Annotated in this window: 15 protein-coding genes; 4 read left to right on the top strand and 11 right to left on the bottom strand. The window is 47.5% G+C overall.

Going from position 1 to position 19,136, the window contains the following annotated elements; genetic code table 11:
- Window position 1: 1 nt before the first annotated feature.
- From UL82_RS01870 to eccCa, 5 genes are all read right to left on the bottom strand, one after another.
- Window positions 2-193, bottom strand: a complete 192-nt coding sequence (locus UL82_RS01870; protein ID WP_046438720.1) for a hypothetical protein — start codon at window positions 191-193, stop codon at window positions 2-4.
- 460 nt (window positions 194-653) lie between these two features.
- Entirely contained in the window at window positions 654-941 is a 288-nt protein-coding gene (locus UL82_RS01865) for a WXG100 family type VII secretion target (RefSeq protein ID WP_046438718.1), read from the bottom strand.
- Between the two features lie 70 nt (window positions 942-1,011).
- The gene (locus UL82_RS01860) at window positions 1,012-1,326 is read right to left on the bottom strand and encodes a WXG100 family type VII secretion target (protein WP_046438717.1); all 315 of its coding nucleotides are present in this window, start codon (window positions 1,324-1,326) and stop codon (window positions 1,012-1,014) included.
- A 173-nt stretch (window positions 1,327-1,499) separates the two neighbouring features.
- Window positions 1,500-2,594, bottom strand: a complete 1,095-nt coding sequence (locus UL82_RS01855) for a type VII secretion-associated protein (RefSeq protein ID WP_046438716.1) — start codon at window positions 2,592-2,594, stop codon at window positions 1,500-1,502.
- Complete coding sequence (eccCa, locus tag UL82_RS01850) at window positions 2,591-6,490, bottom strand: type VII secretion protein EccCa (RefSeq protein WP_232009503.1); 3,900 nt, start codon at window positions 6,488-6,490, stop codon at window positions 2,591-2,593. Before eccCa ends, UL82_RS01855 begins: the two co-directional genes overlap by 4 nt.
- Window positions 6,491-6,778: 288 nt before the next feature.
- Between eccCa and eccD the strand changes: the two genes are divergently transcribed.
- A complete protein-coding gene (eccD, locus tag UL82_RS01845; RefSeq protein WP_046438715.1) occupies window positions 6,779-8,161 on the top strand; it encodes a type VII secretion integral membrane protein EccD in 1,383 nt (460 codons plus the stop codon).
- Window positions 8,158-9,330: a type VII secretion-associated serine protease mycosin gene (gene mycP, locus UL82_RS01840; RefSeq protein WP_052735840.1), complete on the top strand. Its 1,173-nt coding sequence runs from the start codon at window positions 8,158-8,160 to the stop codon at window positions 9,328-9,330. The genes eccD and mycP overlap by 4 nt, the downstream gene beginning before the upstream one ends.
- Here mycP and UL82_RS01835 read toward each other — a convergent pair.
- The gene (locus UL82_RS01835; protein WP_046438714.1) at window positions 9,320-9,745 is read right to left on the bottom strand and encodes a TIGR02611 family protein; all 426 of its coding nucleotides are present in this window, start codon (window positions 9,743-9,745) and stop codon (window positions 9,320-9,322) included. The two genes, mycP and UL82_RS01835, sit on opposite strands and share 11 nt — an antisense overlap.
- 184 nt (window positions 9,746-9,929) lie before the next feature.
- Complete coding sequence (gene eccB, locus UL82_RS01830) at window positions 9,930-11,180, bottom strand: type VII secretion protein EccB (protein ID WP_046438712.1); 1,251 nt, start codon at window positions 11,178-11,180, stop codon at window positions 9,930-9,932.
- A 443-nt stretch (window positions 11,181-11,623) separates the two neighbouring features.
- Between eccB and UL82_RS01825 the strand changes: the two genes are divergently transcribed.
- A complete protein-coding gene (locus tag UL82_RS01825; RefSeq protein WP_046438711.1) occupies window positions 11,624-13,882 on the top strand; it encodes a heavy metal translocating P-type ATPase in 2,259 nt (752 codons plus the stop codon).
- Between the two features lie 30 nt (window positions 13,883-13,912).
- Window positions 13,913-14,275 (top strand): metal-sensitive transcriptional regulator, encoded by a 363-nt coding sequence (locus tag UL82_RS01820; protein ID WP_046438710.1) that lies wholly within the window; start codon window positions 13,913-13,915, stop codon window positions 14,273-14,275.
- A 54-nt stretch (window positions 14,276-14,329) separates the two neighbouring features.
- Here UL82_RS01820 and UL82_RS01815 read toward each other — a convergent pair whose 3' ends face one another.
- The 4 genes from UL82_RS01815 to rplQ form a co-directional block, all read right to left on the bottom strand.
- Entirely contained in the window at window positions 14,330-16,690 is a 2,361-nt protein-coding gene (locus UL82_RS01815) for a DUF6541 family protein (protein WP_052735839.1), read from the bottom strand.
- Window positions 16,691-16,838: 148 nt separating this feature from the next.
- Window positions 16,839-17,696, bottom strand: a complete 858-nt coding sequence (truA, locus tag UL82_RS01810) for a tRNA pseudouridine(38-40) synthase TruA (RefSeq protein WP_046438708.1) — start codon at window positions 17,694-17,696, stop codon at window positions 16,839-16,841.
- A gap of 3 nt (window positions 17,697-17,699) precedes the next feature.
- The gene (locus UL82_RS01805) at window positions 17,700-18,524 is read right to left on the bottom strand and encodes an MFS transporter (RefSeq protein ID WP_046438707.1); all 825 of its coding nucleotides are present in this window, start codon (window positions 18,522-18,524) and stop codon (window positions 17,700-17,702) included.
- 70 nt (window positions 18,525-18,594) lie between these two features.
- Window positions 18,595-19,089, bottom strand: a complete 495-nt coding sequence (gene rplQ / locus UL82_RS01800) for a 50S ribosomal protein L17 (RefSeq protein WP_046438706.1) — start codon at window positions 19,087-19,089, stop codon at window positions 18,595-18,597.
- Window positions 19,090-19,136: the final 47 nt, after the last annotated feature.

Genomic DNA, 19,136 nt, shown 5'->3' with positions numbered 1-19,136 from the left:
CTTAAATTAAGTCTGTCTTTAAAGCTGCCAGCCAATTTGTGTTATAAAAGCGATCCCATTCGGCGGCCGGTGGTGACCCGAAAGGTGCTGCTGCGTACCCAAAGCACGCTTTACACACATAGGTGCACAACTTTACTTGAGCATAAACGGCTAAAGCAACTTTGATCTTTTGCTTTCCGGCATCTTCATGCATCTAGACAAAGCTTCCTTAGGTAATAGTGAGTAATCACAACGGGTATTAAAATCGCCTGCGCATACTTTTTAGGGAGCATATGCACAGGCGATAGGCACCGGCGCGAGCTAGCGGTCTGGGGAAGATGGATAGTTGTAACGCGACCGGTGGTGGGAAATTTGTTATTCAGTTAGTGACGAAGCCCTAATAATGGGTTCGGTCATTATATGTGTTGTAGTTTTATTACTATTTTTAATATGTTCCTCCTCAAATAAGTATGAAGTACTAGTGTTATACATGCTGCCAACCAGTCGGTAGCGTTCATCGGTAATGCCCGTTACACGATGAGACCACTTTTCCACCGTGGTGCTAGGACAAGTGTGAGGTCAGTTTTCCACTTATCTATCGGTAGTTGGCGCATGAACAAATAGGTAAAGAAAATACTCGCTGTTTTTTAACTTGAGTTGGTCTTTTACTGTATTTAGCTCCACGAAGCAGCTGCCATACGGTTGACCTCACTCATATGATCATTTCCTTGACGCACGGTATTAGCGATGGTAGCCAGCACGGTATTTAGTTCTGCTGCCGCACGATCCCATTTCTGCTGCGCCTGCATATAAGCGGTAGCCGAGCTACCCTCCCAGGTAGTGACCATGGGTTGAATGTGTGATTTGAGGTTGTCGAGCAAAGCGTTAATGCGCCCAGAGGTAGATTGAATATCACCAGCGGCGGCTTCAATTTCGCCAAAACCATACTTAATCATGTCCATCGGTTCGGTTCCTTTCATAAGATTTGTGCCCTACAGGCATCAATAAAGTAAAAAATCGAGGTTTTCCCACTTAGAGGTTGAGCCCTTGTCCACCAACATTGGCAAAGGCTTGGGCATTGTCAGCTTCCACACTGTCGAAGTTGCGCGCATTGCTGCGAATGTTGTCGCTAATTGCCTGCAGTGCTTGCTGAAGCTCCGTTGCAGACTGATTCCATCGCTGCATTAAACTGTCAAAGCTCACCTGTGCTTGCCCAGCCCATGCTCCACGCACGGAATCAACCACACCGCGCAGACGAGTTAGCTCTGCTTGAACCTCGTTATTGGTGCCATCAACGCGTCCAGCAGTTGCGATCATGACATCAGATTCGGTACGAAACAGTGCCATCTTTCATTCCTCCTTTTGCTTAGCGACGATCATCTCACCATGAGCAAAGATCATCTTTTGGTTAGGTATATACGTTGCCCGCGATAGTTGCGTCGAAGACGAACGAGCGAGTCAAAGAAGTTAGACGGAAAAAAGGGTCGAATAGTGACATCAATGGGAAAACATTTTTCTCATTACCCCCGCATGAGGGAATTCGCAGCAGCTCGACATGCTGCACGCTGGGCAAATGTTGCTTCCGTTTTGGTATGACACCCCACCGAAAACAAGTCTTCTCCTTCCACCCAGCTTGCCCACAGCACAGCTGATCCGTCAGGAGTTATTTCCTTATATGTCACAATGCGTGCATCATGATCTAGTTCTAACGCATGCGTCACAATAAGCTGCGGGTCCTCAGATATTTGTTTTTCTATCTCTTGGTATACCGCCTCAGCAGGAGCTGCTTTAGTCGAGTCAATAGCCATTAAAATGCGTAGTTCAGGATCACGCCCATAAGCGGTGATAACTCGTGGGGTTTCTACTCGTCGAATCAGCTCATAGCCACTAGGCAACTCCACGCTTATGCCTTCAAAAGATAAGCGTTGGCTTTCTAAAATTGTCTCCGATTGTTCCTGCTTAATATTTGGTACATGAGTATCAAATGCCGTCGTAACACTTGGTGAGGCTACGGCACCGGAATGTGCTAATTGCTCATCGTGGCTTAATGATGAGCTAGTACTACCACGCGCAACTAATCCCGGTTTAGTAGTAGAAATTGTCCACCAGCTCAGTACACAAACACCAAGAACAACAATAAAAATCACCAGATAAAAAGGATGAAACCATTGGGTAAGCCTCATTTTTTCTTCTGGAAACTGAGGTATTTTTCTACTGACCTGCTTATTCAATCCGGAAAGGCTCTGGCCAGAGTGTGTGGATTTTTCTGGCTGACTCGCACAAATATGTACCCCTTTAGCCATAAACATCTGCGCCACCAGATCATACATATCTGCCGGTGCACTAATGCTTACGGTAGCTGACGGCCAGGTAGGAAGAAGCTGCTGAGCTTGTTCAATGACTGCGCTGAGCGCCCACCGGTCAATAATTCCCTGTGCCGGAAGATCATAACGATAAACGGTTTCGCTGCCCTCAAAAATAGTGGCTGCTTCCAAAATTATAATTTCTAGCTGTGGACTGTCATTATCACTGTACGTACCAGTCCAGCTGTTTTCTGGTGCGGAGCAACCTGGTACAGGTGGTTTTTCTGATTTTTCTTGGGGCACTGTTTTCATGACAGCTCCTGTTCCATAGCATCACTGCATGCAATCTGGCATAAACCATGGTTTATACCCCGATCAATAAAAACGCCGCGTCCGCATGGTTGGGCTCCTGGTCGAAGACCAAAAAGTGGCCCTTCATCTTTATCTGCGTCCAAAATAATAACGGTGGGAATTTGGTCTTTCACCGCTGCTAAGAATTTTTGATATAACGCGCGTTGTACCCCGCCCACTTTTCGTGCTAACACAAGGTGTAGTCCAATATCTCGTGAATGTGGAATCAGTTCCACAAGCTCATGGAAAAGGTGTTCCGGTACCAGATCAAGATCGTCGATAAGCACGAAAATATCTGGCCCGCTCCACCAGGAGCGGCTCTTTAATTGTGCCGGAGTGATATCTGCACCGGGTAGTCGTTTGCGCAGGGTAATTACAGTATCGTTAAGGACTTGTTCACTCTGAACGGTACTAGCTGCATAGGCGGCCAGCATTGTTTCTTCCACCGCCGCTAAATGGGCGCGGCGATGATCGATAAGTACTATACGAGCATTTTCTCGCCCATAGCGGGTAATTCCGGCAGCAATAGTGCGCAAGAACGTCGACTTACCACTGCCTTGATTACCTAAGCACAAGATATGTGAGCTAGATTGTGGCTGCCAAGCAATCCGGCCTAGATCTTTGCCCCCAATACCTAGGGCAATTCCAACACCAGCTGGTATCTGATGCAACATCAATTGAGCAGGCAACATCTTTAGCTTTGGCGCCTGCTTATCAGCACTATAAAGCTGACATACATGACCGATATCTTGCCCAGTGCTCATAGCTACCAGCATGTGTTCACCAGCGGTGGTTAGCCCTAACCCACCACGAGCTGGCAGAGCAGCTTGAGCTTTGCGATCAATAAGCGAATCCAGCGGTTCGCCTAGTTTTAACTCAATGCGCTGTGAGATCAAATCTCTAATCGCTGGACGCAAGGTTGTCCACCGAGGAGTACTTAAAACTAGGTGCACATTAGCTGATAATCCATCAACAGCAATGCGCTCAAGTTGTTCTAATGCAGCTTCATAATCATGTGCGACCACATGCCAGCCATCAATAATTAAAAAAGTGTGACATTGTTCCGGGCAATCAATAAGACCGCTCACTTCATCAATAATGCGCTGAACTTTTTCTGTTTCTGTCCTTCCGGCTACCGCTGCCACATGTGGTAGCCGTTCTAAGTGTTTTAGGCTAGTACCGGCAAGATCGAGTACATAAAATCGCACTTGTGTTGGGCTATGCCCAGCAGAAAGCGATACCACCGTTGAGCGTAGTGCCATTGTTTTTCCACTTCGCGGGCCGCCACTAATGGCTAAGTGCCCACCTTGGCCGGAGAAATCTACCACGAAAATATCCTGACGCTGGTGATAGGGACGATCAATAATTCCAATGCCAGCTTTTAAAAATCCAGTATCACCAGCAGAAAGTGCTATACCTGCTGGTTTTTTCGCATGCGTACCATACTCACAATTCGTATTACCTGCTACTTCATTAATCGGTAGTGACTCTGGCAATGGGGGCAGCCATATTGGATGTGCGTGCTGTCGATAACGGCGAGCTACCTCAGTGGTGGCTTCGGCAACTACTTCCACCAAAGTGCGCCCCTGCGGATCCGGAGTGCGCTCACATTCAGTATTCGCCTCCGCATCATCCCAGCCCTGCCACAACTGCACTCCCTGGGCAGAATAAGAACGTGCATGTTCTACCATTAATGGTCCAGAAACATAGGAAGCCCGAAACCGGATTAACTCCTGCGAACTGGTCTTTAAATAGCCCACTCCGGGTTGATTAGGCAGATGGTATGCATCAGGTACTCCTAAAACCTGGCGTGATTCCGCAGCAGAAAAAGTTTTTAAACCAATGCGATAACTTAGATGGGTTTCTAAGCCTCGCAATCGGCCTTCATCAAGACGCTGTGAAGCAAGTAATAAGTGAATATGTAATGAGCGTCCCAACCTTCCTACAGCAACAAATAAATCAGCAAAATCAGGATGTTGACCAAGTAATTCCGAAAACTCATCGACAACAATAAAAAGTGTCGGTAAGGCAGGTAAGTCTGAATTCTGTTTCCGCGCAGCAGTGTATTCACCAACATTGACAAAATTACCGGCTTGTCGCAGCAATTCTTGGCGACGGTTCATCTCCCCAGAGATCGCATCATGCATACGTTCTACCAGGATGGATTCATCGGCAAGATTAGTAATAACAGCCGAAATATGCGGCAAAGCATCCAAACCTAAAAAGGTAGCGCCACCTTTGAAATCAACCAGCACAAAATTAAGTTCTTCTGGGCTATGCGTTGCTGCCATAGCTAATACTAGAGTGCGTAGTAATTCAGATTTCCCACTGCCAGTTGCCCCAACACACAACCCATGAGGCCCCATACCACCATGAGCTGCTTCTTTTATATCTAGCGATAGCCCCATGCCACGCTGTTGTACACCAATAGGCACACTGAGCCGTCGTATGCCCCGAGGCTGCCACAAAGATTCAATGACCTGTGCGGTTATTTCCTGAATCCCTAGTAGTTTTCGCAGATCAGCTGATGATCCTGCGCTATGGGCTAGGCGTCGATAAGCACTTAATTGCCGAGCGAAACTTAATGCTTCCCCAGGAGTCAAACAATCTGGAACCCCTAAAACCTCAGCACCAGATTCGGTATGTGCACGCAATAACTCACCAGCGGAAAGAACCAACCCTTCTTCTTCAGCCCACCGCCCTAAAAGTGAATCTGCCCGATGATTGACATTGATAATGCACGTCCATGAGTCATCAAATAACTCTTGGTCACAATGAACAGAATCATCAATAACCAATATTCTATGCATCGCTTTTGTTACCCGTGGCCGGGTATGCGGTAGCCAATCTACCCACTCAAAACCGCACCCATGCGCTTGTATTTCCACTGCTTCTGGCCCATGATGATAAGCCAATTGGGCTATTATCGCTGCCGCTAAGTCCCGAGCTTTTTCACCATGAATACCAATCACTTTAAAAGCCGGCAATTGAAGCACTATCGGTATATCTGCCACAGTGGATACCGCGGCAACCGTATGATGCAAAATCACCATACACACCGGATCTAAATCTTCTGGTGAACCCGAATGAGGTACCTCTACCGGTGTGCACAAAGCAGCATCACCAGTTCCAAGCCGAATAGCTAAGGCGTCCTCATCCTCCCCGGCGCGTTCCCACATGCGCCGGCTTCCGATCAAAGACCACAAATCTTTAGGATCCGGATGATGCAAGCACTCATGTTCGCGTTGAATCGAACCATTTTTGAGTGCCTGATCTTTTAGTGCTGATAGATGGCGTAAATAAACGCGCCGGGTTTCATCAACATCTTCACCTGCTGCGGGAGAAAACATCATGAGCATGCTCATCACCATCATCAGTGGGAAAAGCATATACATGGGGTTAAGTACGCCACCAGCAAGCACAATTAATCCGACCATGGCTATGACCATCACAATCATGACAATCGGCATGAGCAATCGTAATAATGGCAGGGGATGTGTTTTAACCGCCGCTGGAATTGGATCGACATCAAGGGTTCCAGTTGGCAGTGGTGGATAAGGGTCGCGCTGGTTGAGTAAGAGTTCTGGTACTAAAAAATCTGTTGGTCGATTAGCACTAGCTAATTCCGTCTTGGTTCGATTAGCACTAGCTGTTTTAGCTCTAGTCTGTTGCCTATTGTTTGGTGGGAAACCAGGCTGTGTTAACTGTTGCAGTGTCTGTTCTTCTCGTTGCTGCCCTATTTCAGAGGGAGAAAGCACTGCCCCAGTTGTACCACTGCGATGCGGTACTGACGTGTTTGTTGTCTCTGCTGCGGTGGCAAAACTGGCACCAACCTCAGCCATGCTAGACGTACTCATAAGGTTTTTCCCTTTTCACCTAGGTAAAAAGGGCTCGTCACCTACTGTTTTCCAACCAGGTTTTTTATCTCACTGGCTGTTTTAAGTCTTATCGCATTTCCCACAACGACTAGACAGATTTTTTATTCTAAGCCACTATAGGGATATTCGGTATGCCCATTTTTCACCGATGTTCTAGCTATCACCGTGTGGTAGTTAACGCTTAGAGGTCAGAAAACAATTAGCAAACAATATTGTCACCGTGTGCCCTAAAAGTTGGTGCCGGTCGTTTTACTGTGGAGTTTTCTTGTGGCGCTTATCGACCATAACCTCAGAGTCCATGTTCGCGTTGACCTTGGCGACGATGTTTCCAGAATCCGTGAAGGAACTGATTTAAGCCTGCCGGCAACTAGTTCTATAAGTGAAATTCTTCCCGATATTCTAAAACTTATCGACGCTCCACATATCACTGTTTCTTGGCAAGCTCGCACGGCCAGCGGTACCATCATTGATCCTGCGCTTGCACTTATTGATGCCGGTCTTCACCACGGCAGCATTATTTTGTTATCACCTAAACGTCAGCAGCCATTAGAAACTGCCAGTGACACGGCAGAAGCCATCGAACAAGTAAGTTCCCGCCATAAAACAAAACCGCATACCTATTTTTCACAGCTTTTCGAAGAAACCTCAGTGTGTGCTGGAATTTTTGGTTTATCTATTCTGAGTTTTCAGTTTTCTCATACGCTGCCTTTGGTTATCTCGGGAAGTGTTTTAAGCACTTTATGTTTAGGGTTAGTGCTTGCTCGCGCTAGTTTTAGTTATGTACCACTTACCGCAGTTATAAGCAGTGTGTCGCTGGTACTGGCCATCTTTGGTTTTCCCGGCGCGCATACGCAGCGTCTAGAAAGCGCGTTACTTATTCTTGTCGTAGTTATAAGCATTATCGTTATTAGTGGGATCGGCCTTTGGCTAAAGCATTGCGTGCTCCAAGAAGGTGCTGCACTTATTACTTTTTGTCTGTGTATAGCTTTTGCTGCGATCAGCATCTGGTTATATCGACCAGGTATTTATGGCTCAGAACATGGCTGGCTCATTGGGGCTGCGGCTCTCGTCTTATCTCTTGCTACCACGGGCATGATTATCGCTCCCCGAATAGCTACTGCTCTTGTTGGGCTGCGTGTACCACAACTTCCTTCCGGTGCGATTGATCAACCAATTACTACCTGCGATAGTCAACAAGCTATAAAAGCACTAAACGCATCTCAGCTTTTCGACGGCATTATGGCTGGCCTAGGGTTAAGTTGTAGTGGCGCATTGCTACTTATTATGTTGTATCCCGATCATCAGTCAGGTTTCTTACAAGCACTATGTCTAGTTATCGGCGGTGCCCTCATTATTCATTCCCACCGTTATATAAGTCCTATTGCTTTATGGGCAACCTGGATTCCTGGCATTATTAGTATTGCAACGGCTGCGTGCTGTGTACAAGCACATTGGTTATCAATAGTCGCGGCTGTATTACCAATCCTCACGCTAGCTACTACACCCTTGTGGGCACGCTTTTTAGCTACTACTACCCCAACGACCCTGCAGTGGATTGAACGTGGTGAATCATTGATGATCGCTGCTTCTTTACCCTTAACACTGCATCTCATGGGTATTTTTGCATTAATCCGAGGTTTAGGGGCATGAGAATTTTTACTGTTTTTATTGCCCTAGCAATCAGTGTTGGATTAGGTATTGCTACCATTTCATTATCCCCGGTTGTTGCGCATGTCAATGCGCAACCGAATTGTCCTAATAGTCAGCCGGCCACGGCGGAAGCGCTGAACCAGCAGGCTCATATCAGCGATAACATCCGTAAGGCTCATTCTTTTGCCACTGGAAAAGGCATTAAAGTTGCAGTGATTGATACTGGAGTAGCTAACCATCCTCGTTTAGGTGGGGTAATTAATGGTGGTGATCTCTTAGGCCATGGCAATAGTTATGATGATTGCGATGGTCATGGCACTATTGTCGCCGGTATTATCGCGGCTAGACCCGGTGATGACGATATTATTGGAGTGGCTCCGGATGCTCAGATTATTAGTATTCGTCAATCTAGTTCTTTATTGCACCGGGCAGATAATCCACATGTTAGCGGTACCCTAGATACTTTAGGCGATGCCATTGTTCTTGCAGTAGAACAAGGTGCACAAGTAATTAACACTTCTGTGGTTGCGTGTATCCCACCTGGTACCCCCGATGTTGATACCACTAGTTTTGATGCGGCAATCCATCGTGCAGAAGAAGCAGGGGTAGTTATTGTTTCTTCGTTAGGCAATACCACCCCAGAATGCCCACAAAATAGCACTATTTATCCAGCACATCATCCACTGGTTTTAGGTGTTGGGGCAAATGTTGATCCTTATTATCAAACGGATTACACCTTAGTTACTCCGCATAAACATCTTTCGGCGCTCGGATCCTGTCCGGCTGGGCTCTCCCCGCGAGGCGATGGCATGGCGATGGGGTTATTACAAGGGCAAAATTTCACACCTTTTGAAGGCACAAGTTTCGCGGCTCCAGCAGTCAGTGGACTAGTTGCCCTCATTAAACAGCGGTATCCGCACTATTCACCGGCTCAGTTACGTGAGTATCTGTTTGCCGCAGTTGATCCTAGCACTGGTTTTATTGATATTCCCCATGCTCTTGGGCTTATCGACGCCTACCCTATACCAAAGCCAGACTATCAACCGCAGGCATTGGTCGTCGAAAAGCAAACACCGCGTGTTTTTATAAAACACACGGCACTATTTTTTGGGATTATTGCTGGGCTTATCTTTTTCTTTATTATTGCCGCAGAAAAATTCAGACGTTGAGAACGGCTTCTATCACCGGGTTCAGTGCTGGTATCGCACCAACTTTCCAGGAAATAAATAAAACCCCAATAACGGCAATCCAGGCACAAGCACAGGTGGCGGCAACAAGGCCATAGCGTACTTTTTTACTTTGTATGTGATACCAAGCAAAAAAGCGTTCATAAAAACGTACTCCCCAATTAAGCAGCCGTTTTGCCCAGTGCAGCTCTAGCGAGAGCACACCGATGCCAACAAAAACGGTAAGCCAACCAGGCCCAGGCAAAGGGATAGCAATAAGTCCAACGATAGTAATGATCCATCCCGCAGCCAGGGTGCAGGGGCGAATAAGAAAACCTAGCCGGTGTGTTTTCAATCCGTGGTGGTGGAGCCGGATATTGTCGACCTTCTCCGACACAGCATCACGCATTGATCCCATGTGGAACTCCTTTTGCTATCGACAATGCCTTTTCTTAAGTAATTGACACAGTGCGTTAAGCCTACCATCAAAACACGCTGTCAACCCATCTGTTTCGCTTAAAAATACCCCGCTATGACACACTACGCATCAGATTTTTTATCCAGTAGTAATCACATACTTAGCTGTGTTGGTATACGTTGGTCTAATAAATCGGGGTAAGTGCAGCTTGCCTACCTAATGGGGTTCCTTCTGGAAGTAAACGCAACACTGCCCAAGTAATCGGCTGCACATATTCGATACCAAGATGATCCAATACTTCTGGACTTTCCAGCCGGTGGCGCAATCCAGTTTCGCCAATAATATGTATTCCACTTCCGGTATCAACCGCCACCGCAGTTCCTGAACCAGCAAAATGAGTAGCCACTGCTTGTCCGGAAAGAGCAACTGCGCCGGTATCATAATCAATTGTGCCAACTTCACCATCATGATTAATACAGATGGTATGTGCACTAGGATCTAGCCATTGAATATCTGCTGGTGGGAAAAATTTTAACGCTGCAAGTACCTGCTCATCAAGAAAATCTTTTTGCCCTAGCTCAGTGGCGGTAATAATTTCTCGCCGTGCCCCAGCAGTACTAAGAATCCTGGCCTGTATTGCTCCTATTTCTTCTGCCTTATCGCCTAATAATGCAAAAGATCTTCCCTCAAAACTATAAATTGTTGGCACTGGATCTGGCAGTGTGATCGCTGGATGTTCTTTCGCTACCACGCGCACCTCTTTAGGTGCTCGCCATATCGGTGTGTGTGCAGTTATGGCTATATCGCGGCGGATAAGGTGCAGTAGTTCTTGGGTTATCGGTGCTCGTCCCTTAGAAGTAAGTATTTCTTCACCAGCAAAAATCATCTGGTTTTTAGCCAAGGGAACAAACTTTTTCTGTTGATCAGCCAGAATAATAATCTCATTTCGCTGTGGTTGCAGGCGGTTTTCTGGCTTCAAAGCCATATGGCATACCAACCATTGCATAGGATCTGGTTCTTGAGTGCTAAAAAGTGCCGGTGCATCACTAATTCCTACTGGAATTGCCTTAGGAAGTTGCGCTAGTAATTCATCACCTACCTTGGCTGGTTCACTTGCTTTACCCACAATTAACCGTGCTGAGGTGAGGTTTCCCACCGGATGAAAGTTATTATCTACTCGCACATAAAGCTGACCAGATTGTGCCTGAATAATGTGGGCATCACCGGGATTCGGTGCTGGAGCAAAAATAGCCATTGCACCGGCACCCACTGCAATAAGCACACTCATGGCGATCGCAAACATAACTGCTCGCAGGCGACGCTGTAAAGGATCGTGAATCATACGAATATCGCCAAAGACTAGGCCATGTTCAAGTCGGCGCACAAGAAATTTATGTCCCGACACCTGCGCTTTGGTAGTAGGTTTCAGACTCATTAACCAGGCCTTTCGCACCTGTTATCTCTGTTAGTTCGCCTGCTCAGTTCTACTTTTAAGGTCAAATTACATAATGACAAATAGTGGCAAATCAGGACATTGCACTAACGAAAAAGATCGCAGACATGCTAGCAAAGACCCCAGTGCCGTATTGGCAACCCGCTAGCAATAATTACAGACACCACAGCCTGTTTTAAAACTAACTGTGCTGTTGCATAAAACCACATTATTGCCATGCTCCCCAGCAGCAATAATACCGTTAGCCGTTCACGCTAAATATATAGCTAAATATATAAATGCGTGAACATGTTTTAGCCTAGTCATCTTCTTTTCTATTGCCACAAAAGGTGTTAAGTGCCACTAATATTCCCTTGCCAAATACCCCCTAGGGGTATACATTGAAGAGGTATTTTAAAAAAATTTAACCTTATAAAGAGGCCGCTATGCTTTCTAGCCCAACTACCACCCACATTGATCTCGGTGTTACCGGCATGACCTGCACCTCATGTTCATCAAGGGTGCAACGAAAGCTCAATAAATTAGACGGTGTTGAAGCAACGGTGAACTTCTCCACCGAAACCGCTTCGATAGATTACTCCCCCGAGCTTATCGATACCCAAAAGCTCATTACTACTATCGAAGGTGCTGGCTATGGCGCTTTTTCTTTAGCTAACACCGAAGAACCCACCGCACAAAACACCGCATCGCTTTCCGATAGCACCGATCCCATGGCCAAAATCGATAAGGCTAGAGAACATGAGGCTAAAGAATTAAAACAGCGCCTTATTCTTAGTGCTAGTCTTGCCACCCTAGTAATGCTGATCTCAATGATCCCAGCCTTACAATTTACCTATTGGCAGTGGGCTGTTTTTACCATGGCTAGCTTTGTGTTCTTTATTGGCGGCGCGCCTTTTCATAGGGCAACTCTGACTAATATTCGTCATGGTGCAATGACCATGGACACCCTGATCTCAGTAGGTACCACCGCAGCATATTTATGGAGTGTATGGGCCTTATTTTTAGGCAATGCTGGTATCCCCGGCATGGTCATGCACATGAATCTTTTTAATAATGGTCACGGACATATGGATGAAATTTATCTAGAATCCGTTGCTGTTGTTATTAGTTTCCTCTTACTTGGCCGCTGGTTTGAGATTCGCGCCAAAGGACGCTCCAGCGAAGCACTACGCGCACTATTATCGCTGGGAGCAAAAGATGCCGCCGTTATTCGAGATAATAAAGAACAACGTATCCCCATTACTGAGCTAACAATCGGGGATCATTTTGTGGTGCGTCCTGGCGAAAAAATCGCTGCTGATGGTGTGGTAGTTGATGGCCATTCCGCAGTTGATGAGTCCATGCTTACCGGTGAGCCGCTTCCCGTGGATAAAACCACAGGTGATCACGTCACCGGCGCAACAATCAATACCTCAGGCCGACTCATCGTCAAAGTCAGTCGGATTGGTGAAGATTCTGTTCTTGCCCATATGGTTGCACTCGTCACCCAAGCTCAAGCACAAAAGGCACCGGTACAAAAATTAGTTGATCGTATCGCTGCTGTTTTCGTACCCATCGTTATTGCAATCGCAGCACTAACTTTCGGGCTACATTTACTAAGCGGTAGCGACCTTACCTATACCTTTGCTGCAACTGTCGCCGTACTCATTATCGCCTGCCCCTGTGCACTAGGTTTAGCTACTCCCACCGCTTTATTAGTTGGCACCGGCAGAGGTGCCCAACTTGGTCTGCTTATTAAAGGTCCAGAAGTTTTAGAATCAACCCGCAAAGTCGACACCATTGTTATGGATAAAACCGGCACAATCACTAAAGGGGAGATGGCGGTACAAGAAATCCACACACTCACAATTCCTAAGACCCGTGCCCACCAGCTAGCAGCAGCTGTGGAACAAGGCAGTGAGCACCCAATCGCACGTGCTATCACCCTAGGACAAGATGAACTTACCCTCACAGATTTTCGTGCTATCCCTGGTGTGGGCGTATCAGGCAAGGTTGACGGGCATATTGTTAGTGTAACAAAACCCGATAACACGCTTATCGATGCACTACGCCCCTACGTTGACTCAGCACATCATACAGGTGCTACCGCGGTGATCTTAAGCATCGATAATCTGCCAGAAGCCGTCATTGTCCTCAGCGATCAAATCAAACCAACTACTACCCAAGCAATTGCTGAAATGAAGAAACTGGGGCTGACACCCATGCTGCTTACCGGTGATAGCATCGGCGCAGCGCGCGCGGTTGCTCAGGAGGTAGGCATTGATGAAGCTCATATCATCGCCGAGGTTATGCCAGAAGAAAAAGTCGCTGCCATTAGTGCGCTACAGGATAAAGGAAAAACAGTCGCTATGGTAGGCGACGGCATTAATGATGCTGCCGCATTGGCTCAAGCCGACCTTGGCCTAGCAATGGGTGCTGGCACTGACGTTGCTATCGAAGCCGCCGATATTACCCTCATGCGCAATGATCTTATTGCCGCTGTCGATGCTATCCGGCTATCGCGATCCACACTACGCACTATTCAAGCTAATCTGTTTTGGGCTTTTGCTTATAATGTGGCACTTATTCCCATTGCTGCTCTTGGGTTACTTAACCCAATGTTAGCTGGCATTGCCATGGCATTTTCTTCTGTTTTTGTTGTATCCAATTCATTGCGGTTACGTCGATTTAATCCCTCAAAATAGCACTTTCGCTGCTGTACTAAGGAGTGTTTTATGAGTACCAACCCCCCTAGGGCAATTTCAGTACCTTCATGTGGCTGTACCGATGAGTCTGCTACTCCAGAAACTACCCACCAGCATGGTTATATCGCCGACAAAAAACGTTATCAGGATCGGCTAAGCCGCATCGAAGGGCAGGTGCGTGGTATTCGTCGTATGGTTGACGAAGATAAATATTGCATTGATATTCTCACCCAAATTTCTGCGCTCAATTCGGCACTAAAATCCGTATCTTTAGCGCTTCTCGACGACCACATGCGCCATTGTTTGCGGGAGGCTGCAATTCACGGCGGCGAAGAAGCAGAAAAGAAATTCGAGGAAGTTTCTCAAGCAATAGCGCGCTTTTCTAAGTCTTAAAGCGCTCACCCGATGTCTTTTAACCCCACATTGCTCTCAACTAGGCTGTGGGGTTTAGTTCTGCGGGGTAACAGAAGGGGTGGTAATCAACGAGGCCGGTGCGGCAGGAGCCGCCGGGGCTGCGGTCTGGTTTTCATCTGCTTGCGGGAGCACAAAAGTTGGTGTGCTATTAGCAGTAGTAGGACGATGATAATAGGGCTGGTTAAGCTCGGCAGTAGTCGTCGCCAAGCCTAATTGACCATAGGTTGCAACCGGTGCCAATGGGTCTGGAGAGTTAGCGCGCATGGCGGTAAGTTGCGCATCGGTGAAGTGATCATTAACCGCTAGGATAGACACATTAGCGTGGCGATATACCGGGGTAAGGCCGGGGGCATTAAAAAGCCATTCGGTCAACGCCATATTTTGCTCTTGGAAATCCCAGAAATTTGGCGGCGAAATATAGAAGAAGTTAATACCTAGTGCATCAACTGCATCGTCTACATCATTGCGTTGCTGTGGATCACCACCATTGCCGATACCAATATAATGCGCCCACCAATAAGGCAGTTGAGTGTGGTTATCTGCTGGTAGTGCAGGCCAAGCGTAATGGCGTGACATAGCTGGGATGCCATTGTAGGCATACATCCAACCATAGCCGTCGGCAGGCTCACCAAATACGGTGCTTTGGCTACCATCAAAGACACCAGGTTGTTGGGCTAACCATTCAAAGGCTTTCAGGTCAATATCGCTAACCATACGGTCATCGTTCGGCGCGGTGATACTGTAATACGATCCTTGTTCGACGATCTTTAGCGGCACGGGATACAACAGATAGGCTAATCCCACAGCAATAATCACGCTGAGAGTGTTACTAACGGTGCGTACCGCTGGGCGGGTAATAAATCCAAGGCATACAATACGGATCACCACGGCAAGACCTACCCCGGCTGCCGCAAAAATCATCATGGTTACTGGCATAACCAATCGGTGTGCGGTGGCATAGTGGAGAGCACCAATAATATTAAGCCACTCACCCCACGGATCTGCGTAGGGCAATAATGAATTAGATGCAATCCACGCACTCAAGGCAGTAAAAGCCAGTGCCCATACGTTACGACGCCATACCAATAGCACCACAGCGCCAATAGCTGCAGCAAGCAATAAGGCATTCCAATTAAGCTCACCGAATTCTTCAAAGTGCCGGGTGCGCATACTGAATAGATTGCCCCAGCTTTCCCAGCGGCTGATGTCCTCGGTAGCGGTATAACTTTTAACGTCTTCGGTTTCTTCGGAACCGCTGAGCAACTGTGGAAGTAACATCGCGGCGGGCAGGATACCTGCGGCGGCAAGAATAGCAATATCACGCAAGCGGGAAAGAAGAGCCCAACCCCACCTAGTTTTAACTGTTGGTTCCTCGGCAGTATCGGTTGTCAAAATTGTTTGTGCATCAAGTTTTCTGCTTGGTACAAACACAAGGTAAAACAACCACCATAAGCCAAGTAACATAACAATTACCGTGACTGCTGATGGGTGCACCATCACTACGCCCATCAGCCCTAACCCCGCAGCAAAAGCACGCTGCGGCACGGCCGGCACTGACATATATAGTGCGGTAACAATTCCAGCCATCGACATTGCTGCCACATATGGCCAGGCTCCCACATAGTGCCCGATCCAATAAATCGTAGGAGCTGCAACAATAGCCGGGGCAGCAAATCCAGCGGCAATCTGAGCGGTTAGCCCACGATTTCCCACCATACGCCAAGCTAAAAGGCCAATACTGAGCGGCAAAGTGATCGCAGGAATAACTAACCCAGCAATATTAGTAGCTTCAATAGGGCTTAGATCAAGCAGATTAGCCATAATCGAAGCACCGGCGTGCCAACCAGAGGGATAATAAAGATCTAACTGGCTTTCGATATTGCGTAGCTCACCCATCCGCGTAGGATCAGCAATGCCACGCTCCATAATGAAGCGAATTTCGCTGGCATGCCAGTGCACGTCCCAGCCTTGAAAAATAGCGCCCAACCCATGTTCGTTACGCTGGTATAGCGCTACCGAGCGGGTTAAAAATAGGTAACTACCGGCAACAGCTCCAGCAAGGGGGAAAATCCACCGAAGGTCATACAGTGACCCCGGAGCTTTCAGCCATGCCCATCCTTGTGCTGGTCGACGTCGACGGCCAACTAAAAAAAATCCACCACGCCACAATAAGGCGAGTGCGCATATCCCCAGCGAAAATATAATAACGCTTCCGGGTGAGTAGCGAATACCTATCTGACCATAAAGCCAACCCGAGAAACCGAAAAGTGCAAAGGAAGTGGGAACACTAGCCGCACCTGCCCAGGGGATACGCAGACCAGATGCCAGGTTTAGGATAAAACCGGGCACTATAAAAATGGCCACGGCAAGCCAGATCACTTGCGCTGTATCCACAAAACGTCCTTCACACTGAATTCATTTTTATTCCCAAACCACCACAATGCAGGCAGTCTTGGCAGACAATACTAGAGATTCTAGCTTTATTCACTGAGTTTTCTTTGTAGCATAGCTTTACGTGTGTTGAGCACCGTATGTGCGCTACTTATTCACTTATTGGTGGCATACTTCGTTTTGCTCGAGTTTGTTGTGCTCGCGCAGCTAATAATTCTGCCGGTGGATAGTCCACACCGATAAGGCTCAGCCCCTGTGCTGGGGCAACCGGTACCTTGGAGGAACGTGATTGCTGAGTAAAAAGCTCATCAGCAAAATTGTCATCCCGCTTACCCTCGGCAAAAACTAAGCTGGCGCCTACCAAAGAGCGCACCATTGACCAGCAAAAAGCATCGGCAACTACATCGGCTTCAAAAGTAAGCGGCTCGCTCACACTTGATACATCGCGCCAAGTAAATTCTTCTAGTTTCCGAATTGTGGTGGCATTTTCTCGGTATTTACAAAAAGCAGCAAAATCGTGCAAGCCTACTACGCTTAGTGCAAAAGCCTGCAATCGTTCAGGGTCAACTCGTTTTGGCCAATGTGCGGTATCAATAACCCGAGTAGGCAGTGCGCCGCGTGGATGAAAAGTAATGCGATACAGATAGCGTCGTCGTAAAGCGGAAAAACGAGCGTCGAAACCTGCTGGAGCAAAACTGCACTCATGTACTCGTACATCAGGCGGTAGCAGGCGCGCTAATCGACGAACCAAATGAGCTGGATCGCCGGCAATGCTGCGAGTATCAAGAGCACTGCGCTCAATATCAAAATGTGCAACTTGCCCAGTGGCATGTACTCCAGCATCGGTACGTCCAGCTACTACCAGCTCAATGGGGTGTCGCAAAATTAATGACAGCGCATCTTCCAGCGTTTTTTGCACGGTGCGCAGCGTAGAGTTTCCCTGCTTTGCCCACCCATGAAAATTCGTACCATCATAGGCAAGATCAAGCCGAATTCGTACTTTTTGCATAACCTACTCCCCCACGGCTTTTACAGCAGCATCTTTTTCTGCCTGACGACGGTTACGAGCTAGCAACTTCTCGGCTCGTTTTTTCTCTGCCACTATCGGGTTTTTTATAAAATTAGCGCCGAGCATAAGTAACCAAAGATGTAAAGAATCCACCCACATCCGTTGATAAAGCCCAAAGGGTGCGTGGTATCCACCACGTAGATAGAAAAATAATCCCACTGCCGAAAAGACTAATATCGCTACACCGCAACCGCTTAGTTGTGGGCTTATCCGCCATCGCCAACCTCGAGTAGCTAAAATCCACGTTCCTAGGACGCTAAAGATAATCCCGGCCCATAAGCAAAAGGCATAACTGCTCAGCGCTATATCATGGCCCAATTGGGAAAAATCAACCGAAACTGTACCCACAAAAAGCGCTGCGATACCAGCTAATCCAAGAGAAAAAGCAATAAAAATACCGAAAACCCGCGCCCACATAATAGTTTTTTTCTCTGTCTGAACGTAACGCTGGGCAACGTGTCCGGTTGCATTAATACCATGTGCTGCAGCGGCTAAGGAGTTCGCCGATAAAATCAATGCACCAGCAAGGATAAGTAATCCGCCGGCAGCTACCCAGCCAAGTACGAAATAGGGATAGCCAGGGCTACATAAATACCGAGGATTAATATCACTGGTAATATTGCCGCATTCACGCACGCCAAGATCGCCAATAAAAAAATAGCGGGTTAAGAAAATCCCATCCCAGTTCAGCATTGCAATAAGCTGACCACCTAGGGCAATAAAGACTGCGCTAATCAGTGCATATCCTGCCAACTGGAGTCGTCTCATTGTTGTAATTCTAGGCAAGAATAAAGAAAAAGGACACCCGAGGGTGTCCTTGCTCTTAGGGCTAAAGAGATTATTTCTCTTCTGCTTCAGTCTCTTCGACTGCTACTTCTTCAGCCTTGGTTTCTTCCACAGCTTCTTCTGCGGCCTTTTCCTCAGCTTTCTTGGAAGCTGCTGCGCGGGTTGCGCGAGTAGCTTCAGCAGAAACAGTCTCTTCGAGAACAAGCGAGATCTGGCTCATAGGAGCGTTATCGCCCTTACGGTTCTCTAGCTTGATAATACGGGTGTAGCCACCAGCACGATTCTCAAACTTAGGGGCAAGCTCGTTGAACAAGTAGGTAACAACTTCCTTGTTTGGAACAAGCTTTAAAACGTTGCGACGATCGGCAACGGTGCCACTCTTAGCTTTGGTGATGAGCTTCTCTGCGTAAGGACGCAGCATCTTAGCCTTAGCATCGGTGGTCTTGATTGCGCCGTGCTCGAACAACTGAGCCGCAAGGTTCGACAGAATATGCTTCTGGTGGCTCGCGGAACCGCCGAGACGGGCGCCCTTCTTAGGGGTAGGCATTGTGTACTCCTCGTGTACGGATTAAGTGAGCGCGTGAACTGGCCGAA

It is taken from the genome of Corynebacterium kutscheri (assembly GCF_000980835.1).
Classification (GTDB): Bacteria; Actinomycetota; Actinomycetes; order Mycobacteriales; family Mycobacteriaceae; genus Corynebacterium; species Corynebacterium kutscheri.
The sequence above is the reverse complement of the archived record's forward strand: the minus strand, read 5'-3'. Positions and strand labels throughout refer to the sequence as shown.

What these genes read in the sequence shown, in the direction of transcription:
- eccB (WP_046438712.1), bottom strand. Translation starts at nt 11,180, where the DNA reads ATGAGTCTGAAACCTACTACCAAAGCGCAGGTGTCGGGACATAAATTT.
- UL82_RS01855 (WP_046438716.1), bottom strand. Translation starts at nt 2,594, where the DNA reads ATGAAAACAGTGCCCCAAGAAAAATCAGAAAAACCACCTGTACCAGGT.
- eccCa (WP_232009503.1), bottom strand. Translation starts at nt 6,490, where the DNA reads ATGAGTACGTCTAGCATGGCTGAGGTTGGTGCCAGTTTTGCCACCGCA.
- UL82_RS01865 (WP_046438718.1), bottom strand. Translation starts at nt 941, where the DNA reads ATGGACATGATTAAGTATGGTTTTGGCGAAATTGAAGCCGCCGCTGGT.
- mycP (WP_052735840.1), top strand. Translation starts at nt 8,158, where the DNA reads ATGAGAATTTTTACTGTTTTTATTGCCCTAGCAATCAGTGTTGGATTA.
- UL82_RS01870 (WP_046438720.1), bottom strand. Translation starts at nt 193, where the DNA reads ATGCATGAAGATGCCGGAAAGCAAAAGATCAAAGTTGCTTTAGCCGTT.
- UL82_RS01820 (WP_046438710.1), top strand. Translation starts at nt 13,913, where the DNA reads ATGAGTACCAACCCCCCTAGGGCAATTTCAGTACCTTCATGTGGCTGT.
- truA (WP_046438708.1), bottom strand. Translation starts at nt 17,696, where the DNA reads ATGCAAAAAGTACGAATTCGGCTTGATCTTGCCTATGATGGTACGAAT.
- UL82_RS01860 (WP_046438717.1), bottom strand. Translation starts at nt 1,326, where the DNA reads ATGGCACTGTTTCGTACCGAATCTGATGTCATGATCGCAACTGCTGGA.
- rplQ (WP_046438706.1), bottom strand. Translation starts at nt 19,089, where the DNA reads ATGCCTACCCCTAAGAAGGGCGCCCGTCTCGGCGGTTCCGCGAGCCAC.
- UL82_RS01805 (WP_046438707.1), bottom strand. Translation starts at nt 18,524, where the DNA reads ATGAGACGACTCCAGTTGGCAGGATATGCACTGATTAGCGCAGTCTTT.
- UL82_RS01835 (WP_046438714.1), bottom strand. Translation starts at nt 9,745, where the DNA reads ATGGGATCAATGCGTGATGCTGTGTCGGAGAAGGTCGACAATATCCGG.
- UL82_RS01825 (WP_046438711.1), top strand. Translation starts at nt 11,624, where the DNA reads ATGCTTTCTAGCCCAACTACCACCCACATTGATCTCGGTGTTACCGGC.